Source organism: Cohnella hashimotonis, assembly GCF_030014955.1.
Classification (GTDB): Bacteria; Bacillota; Bacilli; order Paenibacillales; family Paenibacillaceae; genus Cohnella; species Cohnella hashimotonis.
Genome location: NZ_JAGRPV010000001.1, coordinates 730379 through 745809 on the forward strand (window position 1 = coordinate 730379; position 15431 = coordinate 745809).

5 protein-coding genes are annotated in these 15431 nt (G+C 58.3%); 1 reads left to right on the forward strand and 4 read right to left on the reverse strand.

Translation table 11 applies throughout. The annotated features are described in order from the left end of the window. Nucleotides 1-104: 104 nt before the first annotated feature. Nucleotides 105-9167 (forward strand): S-layer homology domain-containing protein, encoded by a 9063-nt coding sequence (locus tag KB449_RS03000; protein ID WP_282906943.1) that lies wholly within the window; start codon nt 105-107, stop codon nt 9165-9167. Nucleotides 9168-9501: 334 nt separating this feature from the next. Here KB449_RS03000 and KB449_RS03005 read toward each other — a convergent pair whose 3' ends face one another. The 4 genes from KB449_RS03005 to KB449_RS03020 form a co-directional block, all read right to left on the reverse strand. Continuing rightward, nucleotides 9502-10695: a ParB/RepB/Spo0J family partition protein gene (locus KB449_RS03005; protein WP_282906944.1), complete on the reverse strand. Its 1194-nt coding sequence runs from the start codon at nt 10693-10695 to the stop codon at nt 9502-9504. A gap of 185 nt (nt 10696-10880) precedes the next feature. Continuing rightward, a complete protein-coding gene (locus KB449_RS03010; RefSeq protein ID WP_282906945.1) occupies nt 10881-14219 on the reverse strand; it encodes a DUF4073 domain-containing protein in 3339 nt (1112 codons plus the stop codon). Between the two features lie 171 nt (nt 14220-14390). Then, entirely contained in the window at nt 14391-14726 is a 336-nt protein-coding gene (locus KB449_RS03015; protein WP_282906946.1) for an ArsR/SmtB family transcription factor, read from the reverse strand. Between the two features lie 48 nt (nt 14727-14774). Further along, nucleotides 14775-15287 (reverse strand): SRPBCC family protein, encoded by a 513-nt coding sequence (locus KB449_RS03020; protein ID WP_282906947.1) that lies wholly within the window; start codon nt 15285-15287, stop codon nt 14775-14777. Nucleotides 15288-15431: the final 144 nt, after the last annotated feature.

Here is a 15431-nt window from a genome sequence, read left to right on the forward strand (position 1 = left end):
TTAAAAACGGCTTTTTTGACAACGGCGCGCGTCTATAACCTTTTATAGATGCGCTTTTGTCACTTTTGCACATCATCGTCCTAGTTATTTTTTAGGAGGTTCCCATGAAACGATTGCAGCTTTATATGAGGACAAGTTTGGCTTCCAAGCTGGTATCGATGATTTTATCCATTGCAATCGTATTTACAATGCTCCCCGTCGCGGCATCCGCGGAGGATACGGTTGCCGCGGCCGACATCTCGATCGGGACGGCGGCCCCGTTTAACGGCGCGGCGATCGCCGATGGCGCGATTACGTTCGGCGGCGGAACGGTGACGTCCGTACAATGGTCCGCGAACGGCGGCGCCTATGCCGCAGCTGGCGGCTTCTTTGCGCAAAGCTCGAATTATCAGACGCGTTATGTGCTGACGGCGAATTCGAGTCATGTATTCGATCCTGCAGCAGGCGCTTATCAGCAGGGCGGGGCGCGAGACTTGACGGGGAGCATCGCCAACCTGGGCTCGGGGACGTTCACCGCAACCGTAAGTCAGGCGTTCACGCTGAACGATACGCTGACGATCACGGTCACATGGCCGAACGCAACGATTGAGCCGGCCGATATCTCGATCGGCACGGTCGCTCCTGTGACTGGCGCGGCAATCGAGGACGGCACAAATACGTTCGCTCATGCTACCGCCGTCGTCACCTGGTCCGCCAACGGCACCAGCTTCAATCCGGCGAGCGGCACGTTTGCGCCCGGCACGGATTATTTCACCAAGTACGAGATTACGGCAGACGCAGGGTACGCGTTCGACACCACCAGCCGTATTTACAACGACGGGGCGAAGTCTTTGGCGAGCCGCATCGCCAATCTCGGCACGAGCTTCCTGGCGGGAGCGAACGTTTCAACGAAGGGGCGCGCGGGCGACACCTTGACCGTCGTCGTGATGTGGAACACGACGGCGACGGCATCGGGGCAGACCATCATCGGGGCCGGCGACATTCAGATCGGCACCGCCGCTCCGGCACCTTCGGCGCTCGCGACGGACGGCACGAATGTATTCAATCATGCAACGGTCGATTATATAGAATGGAATCAGGAAAGTCCCTTTAAGTATCTGAACGCTGGCGAACCATTCGTTTCCGGGATGGTTTATAAGACATCGTACGTCCTCGTCCCGGCGAACGGCTACACCTTCGACACGCCTAATGTCTACAACAAGGGCCAAGCCAGAGACTTGTCGAGCCGGATTCCGAACCTTGGCACGGGCACGTTCAACGTAATCGGCACCGTCGATTATATGTATATTGATGTGACCTGGCCGCAAACCGGACTGATCGTCCCTTCCGATCTCTCGATCGGCACGGTTGCGCCCGTACCGAAAGCGAGCATGGCGGATGGCGCAAATACGTTCGGTCACGCCGCCGCCACGGTCAAGTGGTCCGCCGACAACGGCGCGACCTTCGATACGGCAAGCGGGACCTTCGCCTACGAAACGACCTATAAGACGCAATACGTCATCGCGGCATCATCCGGGTACTTTTTCGACACCGCCGCCGGCGCGTACGAGGCGGGCGGCGCAAAGGCATTGACGAGCCGCATCGCCAATCTCGGCTCGGGCGCCTATACCGCGGTCGTTTCCGGCGCATCGCACGACACGCTGACGATTACGGTTACTTGGCCGAAGACGGCCTCCGCGCCGCAGACGACCGTCGCCGCGCACGGGCTGTCGATCGGCACGGCTGCGCCGACAACGGGAGAAAATGTCGCGGACGGCACGAATACGTTCGCGCATGCAAGCGCAAGCGTGACATGGTCTGCCAATAATGGCGGGAGCTATGCGCCGGCAAGCGGCACGTTCGCGCCAGGAAGGGCTTATAAATCGAAGTACGTGCTTACTGCGGACGCGGGCTATATTTTCGACCCGACGGCGGGTGCTTACAATGGGATTGCCGTCGCGAATATAGGCGCCGGGACGTTCACGGCCGTCGTATCGACGACGAGCACGGCGAATGACACGCTGACGATTACGGTAACCTGGCCGGCGACGGCCTTCGCGGCGATCGCTGCGTCCGATCTCTCCATCGGGACAAGCGCGCCGGCGACAGGCGAGAATATCGCGGACGGCACGAATGCATTTGCGCATGCCACCGCCAATGTCAGCTGGTCGGCGAACGGCGGAATGAATTATTCGGCGGCCGGCGGCGTTTTCACTCCGAATACGGTCTATCGAACCAAGTATGTGTTGACTGCGGCGAGCGGCTATGAATTCAGCCCGGCGGCGAATGCCTATAACGCCATCGCCGTTGCGAACCTCGGCACGGGAGAATTCAGCGCCAATGTGTCGACGGTGGGGGCGGCGAACGATACATTGACGATCGTGGTGACCTGGCCGGTCACCGGTGCGGCCACGATCGCGGCTGCGGACCTCTCTATCGGCACGGCCGCGCCGGTGACGGGCGCTGCGCAGGCGAACGGGACGAATTCGTTTGCGCACGGCTCGGCGGTCGTGACCTGGTCGGGAGACGGCGGCGCAAATTACGCGGCTGCCGGCGGCACGTTCGCGCCGATCACGGGCTACAAGACGAAATACGTGATGACCGCTTCGGCGGGTTACATGTTTGATTCAACGGCGGGCGCCTACAACAAGAACGGCGCGAGAGATCTCGCGAGCCGAATCGCCAATCTTGGTACGGGCACGTTCGCCGCGACCGTGTCGACGACAGACGCCGCTAACGATACGTTGACGCTGGTCGTCTCGTGGCCGGCGACGAACGCCATCGCAATTGCACCTGCGGATATTGCGATCGGCACGACCGCGCCGGTGACGGGCGCCCCGCAAGCGAACGGCAGCAGCACTTTCCGGCATGCGACGGCGAGCGTAGCCTGGTCCGCGGATAACGGCGGAACCTATCAGCCGGCGAGCGGGTCGTTCGCGATCGGAACGAGCTACAAGACCAAGTATGTGCTTACCGCTGCATCGGGGTATCGATTCGATGGGACGGCAGGCGCTTACGATTCAATCGTCGTTGCCAATCTGGGCACGGGCACCTTTACCGCCCAGGCGACGACGACAAGCGTGTCGAACGATACGCTGACGATCGTCGTCTCCTGGCCAGCGACGGCGGTCGCCGATACGGTCAAGGTAGTCTCGGCCAACAGCAGCGACTTTCAAACGTATTCGGGCAGCACGCTGATTCCTGCAGAAGGATTGACCGTCGCCGCAGAAGACGATTACAGCATTACGCTGGTGAACCGTTCCATCGATACGACGGAAGCATCCGCGCCGCTGACCGCCGCCATGGTATACAATGTCGTTGCCGTCGACGCGCAAGGCAACAATGTGTTAAAAAGCTTTCAAGCGGTCTCGACCGGCGTTGCCGAGCATCATCCATGGAGCTTGAAATTGACCATCGTCAAAAATGCTTCTTCGGCGGCCAGAACGATTAAGGTGACCGTCGTGAGCGCGTCCGCTCAGCGAGTCGATATCCGCAACCTGATCGGCTTCGCGAGTCCGACGATCGAACACGTGGATCCGTCGGGCTTGCGAAAAACATTCCCTTATGAATACGGCAACTACTATTACTTCATTCAGGGCGATCAATTGTTGATGAAAACGTCGTCCAGCGGATTGATCCCGGCCGGCGTCCAGCTCGTAGGCAAGAATACGTCCAAAACGTCGCCCGTGACGAATACCTTGTTCGATACGACGAATTATCAGTTCCGCTATACCTTCACGATGCCGAACGAGCCCGTCTTCTTGTCGGTTACCTCTACGGACGGCAAAGCTGCGCATGACATCCTGGTGAAGTCTACGATTCCCGGCGCCGTATCGCCGTCGTTGTCCGGAGGTTCGACCTTCGTACAGGCGACCGGAGGGAAGCCGGCGACGGATCATTCGGGCGACATCGTCACCGTCGATCCGGGCAGCTATAATACCCGAATTTACAAGGTTAAGGGCATCGAAGTCAGATCCGAGCTGCTGAACGTGACATTGCCGGTTACGGCGAACGGCAACGGCACCTATTCGTTCGTGATGCCGTTTACCGACGCGATCGTCACCGTGCTCGTCGACCGGGTCGTGTCCAACCCGCTTGTCGTGGAGATTACGAACAACAGCAGCGCGCAGGTGATTCTGAATCTCGAGGATTATTATCCGGGCGATACGATCAACTTGCAGATTGCGAACACGGATCCGACGAGATATGTGACCAACGTCCAAGTCAAACGCTCGCTCGGTGCAAGTCTGCAACTGGTCAAGCAGGGGAAACCGGCCGATCCTTACGCTTCGAAAATGGAATTCAGCATGATGCCCTATCCGGCGAATGCGCAGCTGTCTGCGAGCGGGTCCTTGCATGTGATCGTCCAGTTTGCCGAGGTCACGATTCCTATCACGACGAACAGCGCCGCGCTGTTCTCGAATTATCCGGCCCAGGTGAACATGAACCAGGCGATTACGTTCTCCTTCGCGCCGCCGAACGATCCGAGCAATATCTACACGCCGGAGATCAAGCTGCGCGATGCGCTTAATCCGGACGTGACGTCCGTCTATACCTGTACCTTCGTGAGATCCGATCCCCAGGACCAGACGAAGAGCGTATATACATGCCCGGCCGTCACGAAAAGCCGCGTCGCTTCCGTCGAATTGTTGTACGATTCTGTGAACGTGGAAGGCACGACGGCCGGAGCGGCCAAGCTGCGGAATATCTCGTCCATCGCGCCTAACTCCAAGCTGGCGGGCGTCTTCAAATCCATCGTCGTGTACGGAACGAATATGGGCGGCAAAGGCCAGCTGTATATCGGCACGTCGCCTGATCCGACGGTGCCGGCTACCGTGACTGACGTGACGTCCAATTCATTGGTCATCCTCGTGCCTGCCAATATGCTGTCCAGCAGCATGGACGTTACGTATTACGTAGCCAGCAACGGCGTGCAGCGCTCCGTCACGATCGCATCGGCACAATCCTTGAGCCACACCAAGTTCGGCAATATGGCGATTGTATCCGACGCGCAATTCAAGCATTCGGTTCTAGTTGCGGAGAGCGAGAAGGAGCTGAATCAACAGCTCGGCAACCGCAAAGCGCTTATCACCATGAAGGGCAGCTTCACGGTGAATGCGAACGTGCCGGGCGAATATAACTTCGGCGGCACGACGATCGTCAACGGCGGGTTGACGACTTATCTGCCGACCGCGCAGAGTAAGCTTCGCGTTCGCGACGATGCCGACGGCAATGTCGCGATCACGATGGACGACGTCAACCTGGTAGCAGGCTCGTTCAGCATCCTGGCGACGTCGGACGGCTCGATCGAGCTTGAAAAAGGCATCGAGTACGTGGATGAATACGCGAAGGACCCGGAAGGAGACTGGCTGGACGACGGCAAGCAGAACGTTGAGCTTGCCATCCGCAATCAGAACAGGCTTACCGTGCTGGGCAGCGGGATGCAGGCAGGAATTACGGGGGCGACGCTGCTCGGCAACGCCGTCATGTTCGAAGGCAAGGTATACTTCGGCATGGCGCTGCCCGGCAGCAGCAACGTGGGCTTCGGTCTTACGATCGATCGCCTTCAATATGGGATGAACGGCCAGGGAAGCCTGGATTTCCAAGGGGTCAAGGCGGACGGTTCCTTTACCCCCGGGAACGACATGTCCAAGAAGCTGCTGGGCGGCTTCGGCATCGGCGCGACGGCCGAAGGCTCGATCGATACGTTCGAGCAAAAATACGGGGTTGCCTTCGACATCGACGCGAAGCTGGCGAACTTCGCGGCGAGCATGAGCTTAAAGAAAAACGGCGCGAACGGACAATTTATCCCCGACACGATCAAGATCGTCGTCGGCTTAACCAACGGCATTCCGGTTACGCCGATGGTGCCGATCGCGAAGCTGACGCGCATTGGAGGCGGGGTCTCGGGTCTGGCGGACACGATGACCGGCAATTACAAAGGCGTTGCTCCAATCATGATCACGATCAACGGCGATCTTGAAGTAGGCAGCCTCGTCGCGGGGGAGGGACTGCTCGAATTCAATGACGTAGAGCTTGCGATCGGACCTTCCGGAATCACGCTGTCCGGCAACCCGACGCTGCTCAAGATGGAGCTTTTCGACAAATTCCAGGCGGGAATCTACATCACGAACACGTCGGTATCGTATCAAATGAATATCGCCGCCAACATTTTGAAAAACTTCTCGGTCATTCTGGCGGGCGGCAATGCCAACCTGACCTATTACAGCAACAACGGCTTTAACTTGAACGGGCAATTGTACGGTCGCCTCCAGATTCCGAAGATTGATGTCGGCGTTTTCGACATCGGTCCGTATACGTTGGCGAACCAAACGGTCGGCTTGAGCAACTCCAATGCTTACGCGGCCTTCAGCATTCTCGGTTTCGGCCTCAAGGTGAACTACGCGTTCGGAAGCGGCTCTGTCAGCGTAGGGCGAAGGAGCATCGGCGCGGAATCGACCGGACAGACTTTCTACGATGAGGACGGCCATGCGGTGGGGCAGTTGAATGCCTTCTCCAACGTGAGCGTGGTCGCTTCAAGCGGTTCGGCCGGTTTGTTCAGAGGCGTTGCCCTTGCGCCGTCGATCGCGACGGATGAAGCGGGTACCGTCCATACGGTGACGTTCCCCGACGGCCTGACGGACGATTATGCCGTACTCGTCAACGCCGATCCCGAGGATATCGGCATCCTCGATCCGGAAGGCAATCCGTACGGTTTGACTTATGCGGGCACCCTGAGCGACGGCACGCCATTCTACGACGATCCGAATGCGAATGCCGCGATCGTGTCCGAGCATACGATCATGATTCGTCTTGGCGCGCAGACGGGCGATTGGACGATCTCGTCGAGCCAATCGTTCGACAGCTCCATTATTGCCATTGCGCCGGTGCCGAAGCTTGCGAGCGCAGCGTACGACGCAGGAACCGGGGCGGCAAGCTGGGATTTGACCGGACTCGATACAGACGCCGAGAACTATCGCGTCGAAGTCCGTTTGTCCGCGGACAATGGCGACAACCCGGCGGATACGGGCGCAGGCGTACTCATCCATGAGATCGATATAGATCCTGAGCAAGTGACGGACCGTGCAATTAGCGGCAGCTACGTATTTACGGCGGAAGACTTGCGTTACCTGCAAAGCGGTACGTATTATCCGAGAATTACGCTGGTCGGGACGCCGAACGCGGATACGTCCAGAACGATTCCGTATGCGAGCTTGAACGCGAAGCAGCCGATGAACGTCGTCAACCCGCTTGCGCCTGGCGCGATAAGCGCGGTCACGGGTTCGGCGGGCGGCGGCGGCACGATCCATGCGGCATGGAGCGGCGTCGCTGGCGCGGACGGTTATCTGGTGCGTCTTCTCGATGCGGACGGCAATGCGGTGATGTCGCCGATCTCTTATACGGACGAGCTTGACGGCGACGACAACCCGACGGGCAACCAGGTCGCGCACGCCGGCAGGCCGATCGAGTATCAGATCTCGGCGGACGATGCGGTGAACGGCGAGTTTAAACTTGATTTTGGCGGGATGGAATCCGGCAGCAGCTACAAGCTTGCGGTGACGCCGTTTGCCGTCGCGGATGAAGCGGGCTCGTCCTACATCTACGGCACTACGACGACGACGGACGTTGTCCAAGTGCCGCTGGTCAAGATGCCGGTCCTGCATGTGGCGTCGAGCCTCGGCGCGATCGCAAGCGATTCGGTGCTGGGCAATGTCCTTTCGGTGAACGGCGACTTCGAACTGAATGTTGCGACTGCTTATGTCAGCGCCGAAGACGGACAATCCCGGGATCTGGACGCTAAGTTCTCAGTCTGGCAGAGCGACGGGACGCTGGATGAAGCGACGAATTTGCCGAACTATACGCGCATCTACGCGAGCGACGATTATGAAAATCATATCGCGGTACCGGTCTCCGTTGACGGAGATGCGGGCTCGAGTTTGATTCGCATCGTAGCCGAGAACGATCAGGGCGACGTATCCGAGTACGGTCTGGCCGTGCACTACAGCAGTCTCCCGCCGGCCTTGTTCGTCAGTACGGAGCCGGATGGGTCGATTGCGGCCGACTCGGCGGGCAAATACGAGATTCACGGCAGCACCGTGCCGTATGCGACCGTAATGGACAGTCAGGGCAATCGCGTAACGGCAAACGAAGCGGGTCGCTTCAGCATTGCCGGTACGTTAGGCGCCGGCACGCAAGCTTATAGCACGATAACGGCAATCGACGCTTTGGGCAACGTTGCGCAGGATGACGTCACTGTCGTGAAGGCGAATCCGGGCACGGACCCAGGTACGGATCCAGGTACGGACTCAGGTACGGACCCAGGCACGGACCCAGGCACGGACCCGGGTACGAATCCAGGTACAGATCCAGGTACAGATCCAGGTACAGATCCAGGTACGAATCCAGGCACGGATCCGGGGACAGATCCGGGCACAGACCCTGGAACGGATACGGGAACGAATCCGGGAACGGATCCAGGGACTAATCCAGGCACTCAACCTGGTACCGACCCAGGTACCAATCCAGGAACGAACCCGAATACGCCGCAGACGGGCGGCGGCCAGACGGAGCCGGGGCAATCCGGAGGACAAACCGACGGCGGGACGGATAGCGGAACGCCTGCAGGCTCTTCATTTAGGGATGTGCACGCACAGACGCCTTGGGCCGAGGCGGCTATTGAGCGAGCGTACAAGCTGGGCATCGTATCAGGCAGATCGCCCGAAGCTTTCGCTCCGAAAAGCGATATGCGAAGAGATGAAGCGATCGTGATGCTCGCAAGAGCCAGGCACTTGCCCCTGGGCGTTCAGGCAGATCTGGACGCTGCAGCCGCCTACTTCGACGATTGGAACGGACTGGCCGAGTGGAGCAAGCCCTATATTGCTGCCGCTTTTGCCAACGGACTGGTGACCGGTACCGTTCGCAACGGCAAGCATTATATCAACGGTGACTCTCCCATTACGAGAGCGGAAGTTGCGGTAATGCTGCAAAATGCGTATCGGCTCGCTGCGGATGCGAGCAACCGCAAGTCATTCGGAGACGCGATTCCTTCATGGGCGGTAGATAGCGTAAACGCACTCGCGTCCCGGGGCGTAATCAACGGCTATCCCGATTCAACGTTCATGGCCGGATCCCATGCGACGCGTGCAGAGTTCGTGGTCATGCTCATGGGGCTGATCGACAAGCAATAAGCGAGCGGTATCCGATTTGGTTGTGTAATCCAGCTGTAAGGCCGCATGGAGCGAAACGCTCCATACGGCTTTTTTAAGACGATTAATGGACGATAGCGGGACGCTTGCTTGCGATGGAATAAGGATGTGGGACATCGTTATGTGACTGGAAAGGCGTGTTTGCGGTGGAATAAGGACGTGGGGCATCGTTATGCGACTAGAATGGCGTGTTTGCGGTGGAATAAGAATGTGGGACATCGTTATTTTGCCGGAGTGTTGTGCGGGGGGGGGGGGAGCGTTGCACGGCTTAATGCAAAAGAGGAACGTCAGGAGCTCGCTCCCGACGTTCCTCTTTTTAAATGCGCTTGACCACTTCGGCTCTTGCAGTCCGGCAAGCGCTGAGATGGCCTTCGAGACGGCCGATCAGGTCGTCGAGCCCGTCCCGCAGCGCCTCCGGGTCGACGGAGGTGGCCGCCTGCAATTCAGCCGCCAGTGTGTCCGGCGCAGGCAGCGCCGCGAGCAATTCGCGCAGCGTGGCCATCGTTCGCGCACCGGCTGCAGCTGCCGCCATTGCCGCTACGGCCGCAGCAGAATCGGTCTGACCGAGCGCCGCCGCTCCCGGCTGCGTCGCCGCAGCGGCTGCCGGCGACGTTGCGGCGACGGCATGCGCGGCCGCGCTCTCCGCACCGGCGGTCGCATGCGGCTGGGCGCCTTCGGCTCCAGCCGCGCCTTTGGCCTCCGCCTTTTTCCGCTGCGCCTCTTCGGGCTCCGCTTCCTCGCGCTCGGCCTCGGCCTCCGCTTTGCGACGCTCCGCGTCCGCGGCCGCGCGTGCGCGTTCTTTGCGGCTCGCCTCGTACGCGGACCAAGTGTCCAAGAGCCCTGGACCGTCCTTGTACAGCAGCTGGCTCTTCGTGCGCTCCGAGATCGACGCGTCTTTGAACAGCTTGGCGATCCGCTTTACGTCGATAACGGGCATCTCGTCCTTCGCCATCGTAAGCGCGAGAGGATCGCGGTATTCCATCGGCAGATCCTTGAGCGGGAGCAGCTGGTCCTCGGTCAACGTGCCCTTGCGGATGTCGGTGCCGCTGACGACGAGCTTCTTGACCGCGGGCCCGAACTTCAGCAGCTCGCACTTGTTCTTGATATAAGACTCCGGCTTGCCGAGCTTGGCAGCCAGAAACTTCACCGAACTAGCGAACTTGGGGTCGTTCAGCAGCTTGTCGAACGCCTCGCCTTCCTCGATCGGCGTGAAGCCTTCGCGCGTCAGATTCTCGGCAACTTGCTCGAGGTAGATCTCCGTCTCGTCCGTCGATTCCGACACGATGGCGGGGATCGTATCGCGGCCAAGCTTGGAGCAAGCGAGGTACCGGCGATTGCCGTAAATGATCTTGTAGCGTCCGCCTTCGGCCTTGCGCACCTTGATCGGGGACAGCAGGCCGATCTCGTCGATACTGTTCACCAGCTCCTGCAGCGATTCCTCGCCGAACCGGTAGCGGGGCTGATCCTTGTCTTCGTCGATCAGATTCATGGGCAATTCGATAATTTGCATGCGGCATAATCTCCTGTACGAATAATGGACGCCGCGCGGACGCCATCTGCTTATCTATCTATTATAGTACAGGTTGTATCGGATAGGAACGCACGCTCCCCATTGTCTTGACGATCAATTCCTTCCTGCGAAAAAAAGAAGCCGCGAACGCCGAAGCGTCGCAGCCTCTTTTCGAAACAATGCCTTTACGGTGCGGCGATGTGTTCGACGCCCTGCGCGTCAACCGTGAACGTATGGTTGGTCGCGGCTTCTTCAACTTCGCTGTATGCCCAGTGGGTAGCAGGCACGTCCGTGAAGGTGACTGCCGTCGCCCCGCTCAGCGGGCCGCGGTCGAACAGACGGTTCAGCACCTTGACGGCTTCCGCGCGCGTCAGCTTCTGATCCGGCTTGAACGTCTGGCCGGCGTAGCCGGTCATAATTCCCGCAGCCGAGACGGAAGAGATGGCGTCCGCAGCCCAGTGGTCGGCGGCTACGTCGCCATAGCCTGCGGTGCTTCCCGGAACCGGGGTGATCTGCGCAGCAGTAGGTCCCTTCTGGAGCCAACGCGCGGCGATCGTTGCCATCTGTGCCCGTGTCACGGCGCCTTCCGGATCGAACATATCCTCCGTAATGCCGCCCATAATGCCTGTTGCCTTGGCTTTCAGAATTTCGTTAATCGCCCAGTGTCCGGACCGCACGTCCGAGTCTGCCGCGGTGCCCGTCGTAACCGTTGTGTCCGGCAGGTTACGCGCGAGCATGGCGGCCATCTGGGCGCGGGTCACGGTTGCCTCCGGACGGAAGTCCGTGCCGAATCCGTTGATATAAGGCGTATGCACAGTCGGCGTTTGGGTGCCGTTCAAGCCGTCCATGTAGACGAGCGCAAAGGTACTGAATTTTTGAACGGTGAACTGAATGCCCGTCACATTGTTGACCGTGACGACCTTGCCTTGCAGCAGTTCCTTCGTGCCGTCGCTGTGCTCTGCATAGATGCCAAGGTGGTTCAAGATGCGGTTGCGTTCGGTCGAATCGGCAGGAAGTCCGCTCTTGAGCGGCAGGAAGAGCGTCGCTTCTCTGCTTTGGAGATTCGTTTCGATCTCCATCGGACGACCATAAATTTTAATAGACTCGTTCTTTACAAATTCCTGAACGGCCTTTTCCTGCTTGGCTCTTGTCTCGACCTGTACACGTCCTTCCTCGGTCTTGACCGGCACGAGTCGGAAATACAGATCCTGGCCGAAACCGGAGAGTGAAGCGACGGGTACGGTGATGACGCCGTCGCCGGTCGACAGCTCCAGGTTCATCTTCCCGTCGTTAAGCTGTGTCAAGGCTGCTTGCGGAATGTTCACCCTAACTTCCGATACCTTGTCTCCAGAGTCGGGGAGGACGATGCGGACCGTGGTGCCGTTTTGCGCCTTGGCTTTGTCCACGGCTTCCTTGGAGATGTCGGACGACAGCGTCACGGTGTCCGTTACCTTGCCGGACGCATCCGTCGTACGCGTCACCGGCGTGCGGGCCAGGCCGCTGCCGTTGCTGCCTTGTACGTCGACGTAAACCGTTTCCGTGGTGGTGCTGCTCGGCGGGCTGTACGGTACGTTAAAAGAGACGCTGGTCGTCGGGCTCGCCGCCCTCACGCCGCTCGCCTTGACGCGAACGAGGACGGTGACATAGTTGGAGAAGACCGGCGCATTTTCGGGATCATAGCTCTTCCAGGTCGTGCCGTTGTCGGTCGAGTACTCCATCGTCGCATCGGCGCCGACAAGCTTGTCCGCATTGTCGTCGGCCGTGACCGAAGGCGCGGCCGGCGTGAAGAACTGATCGAAGGTCGACTGGATGGCAGCAAGATCGGCATAGCCGCCTTCGGGGCGCTTGTTCAGCATCCAGTCGCTGAGTTCCGCCATTGTTTCGTCTTCCGGGTTCAGATTACCCAATTTTGAAAGGTCGAGCTCCCAAGCTTCGATATCGATTTTCGGGTAAGCTTGCTTGAAGCTCTCGTATGTCATCTGGACTTGCTGGAACAAAACCCCAAGCGAAGTAGACATCATTTCCGGCGTAGTCACGCTGTTAATGGCCACTTGTGGATAGGTCGCAAAGGAGCCCAGCAGGAAATAGATCAGGCTGCCGGTTCCTATGCCTTCGCCATTTCCAGTTTCTTCTTCGTTATCGACCGGTTGTTCGTTCACCGCAGTCGCGAGCGTAATATAGAGGGAGTATTTGTAAATATATTTTTCGACCGGCGTCAGCGCGGAATAGGCTTCGCTCATCTTGGCGATCATTTCGGCGCCTTCGTAATCAGAGAAAACCGTTCCGAACTCGGCGAACTTGGCGAACGCGTCGTCGACCGCTTTACCGATCGTCGGGAGGCTCTGGTCTTTCAGCAAGACAACCGGAATCGCGGCCAGATCCGAGACATACTGGATTTGGGCCAAGCTGCTGTACGAGAAGCGGTTGCTTGGGTTCGGACTGCCGCTTCCGCTGTCATTTCCGAAGAGGCTCATGAAGGTCGCGGCCCAGGAGCGCTTGGCTGTGTCGCTCCATCCATTGAAGCCCCCGGGCAGCCGCAGGCCGAGATCTTCGTCGATCAGCGCGGACAGCAAGCCCTCGACGTCATCGTTCTCGATGGCTTGGTTCACGGCGCGAAGCGTCAAGAAGTCGTCGATGACGGACTGAATGTCGGCGACGCTCGCATAGCCGGCTTCGGGGCGCCGATCGAGCATTTGTTGGGCTAGCGCCAACCAATTTCGTATCGTCGGCTCGTCGGCTTCCAGATCAGTTCCCAATACAGTTTGGGCTTTGCTGAGGTCAATACCGATATCTGCCAACGGAATATCCTCATACTCCTCTTTAAGGCCGGAGATGTTTTCCGCATAATATAGCAGCCCCATTAGAACTTCAAACATTTGTTCAGCGGTCTGCGGCTGGCTAAAGCTCGGCGCCTGACCCTCAGGATGGAAAACGATCATTGCAATAACGAGAGGGGTATTATTTCCCTGAACGGTGCTCATGACATATTGATTTTGAATAAAAGTGTCGAAGATTTGACGGTCGGCGGGAGACAGCGCGGCGATTTGGTCAATCGTTTCTTTGTACATGTCAATGTCCGGGGAATTCGGGAAGAGCGTTTTGAGGTCGGACGACAACGCGAGTAATTGCTTGATCTTCCCGCTAATGATGTCTATGCTGACGCCATCTCGCGAGGCATACAAAACGCCGATCATGTTCAGCATATATTGCACTTGCGCCAAGCTCTCATAACCGTTATCTTGCGAGGGTTGGATGAACCCTTTAAGAAACTGAGAGACATCCGTTTTGTCTTGCAAGGTCCAATCGGCGAAGCCAGCCGGCAGCGTAAGGTTGGCGTCCGGATCTGTAAGCGCTGACATTAATGCTTCGGCATCGTTGTCATTCAGCGCTTCGTTAATTTGCTCAAGCGGCGTAATTGTCTCTGCGCTTGCGCGACTTGAGAAACTCCATCCGCCCAGCAAAGGTTGAAGCAGGAGCAGGAAGGCGAGCAGCATCGCGACCATTCGCAAGGTTTTAAGTTTCATCTCTCAGTTCCCTTCTCTAGTTGGATTTTTTAATCTCATAAAACGTTAAACGCTAGAAAAAGTTGTTAAACATCTAAAATAGAACAACAATAGATGAGATTTTTCTCAAATTGACAAAACCGGGCAGCACAAAAAGAGTTCCGCCCGCAAGCAGAACCCTGAAATTTACGTTCACATTTTTTCCTTCGGCTTGCCCTTGCTTTGCATCTCGGCCAGCAGCGCGTCCAGCCTGTCGAGTCGCGCTTCCCACGACGTGCGGAACGCAGAGAGCCACTCGTCTATTTCCTGAAGCGGCTCCTGACGAAGCTTGTACATGCGCTTGTTGGCCGCAGGCTGCGACTCGACCAGCCCCGCGTCGCTCAGCACGCGCAGATGCTTGGACGCTTGGGGCTGTCCCATCGCCAGCCGTTCGGCGATATCGCCCACCGAGAGCGGCCCTTCCCGCAGCAGCTCCACCATGCCGAGGCGATGGGGCTCCGCAAGCGCGCCGAAAGTCGCCGTATTCATAAACGAAACCTCCTAAACCGCTGCTATTGCCGTGTTGTCCAAAACCGATCAACCGCGCTTCATCGTCGGCAGCACTTCTTGCTCAAGCGTGTCCAGCGTCATTGCGGTACCTTCGCTCATGCCCATCTTGAGCGTCGCATGAAGCGCTTCTTCCGTAGGGAGGCTGAAGCTCAAGGTGAGCGTCGTCCGTCCATTCCCCGCATCCGCAAAATCCACGGTAACCTCCTGCTTCGGAATGACGTCGGTCGGATTCGCCTGCTCGTCCGCGAAGGTGATGGCGTACGATACCCGCTCGACCGGTCGAATCTCCTCGTAGATTCCAAGCACCCACTGCGTTTGACCTTCGGGCGAGCGCATGCAGTAGTGCCATTTGCCGCCCGGCCTGAGGTCGATCCGGCATACTGGAATCGTATAAGGCTTGGGCGCCCACCACTTCGACAGCAGCTCGGGGTTCACGAACGCCTCGTACACCAGTTCCTTCGGCGCGTCGAATGCGCGCTCTATGACGAACGTCCGTCCCTCGATACGCGTAGCCGGTTGACTTGTCTCAGATTGAGTCATGAGTTTTACCTCCCGCAATTTGATGTCTTTAATATATCCAAATGGATATATACATGTCAAGATATATTCAGGACGTCTATGTTACCTTCAATCCGGACCTTATGACTCGGGTCTTGCGAAGTCATGACCGGCATGACAAAAGCG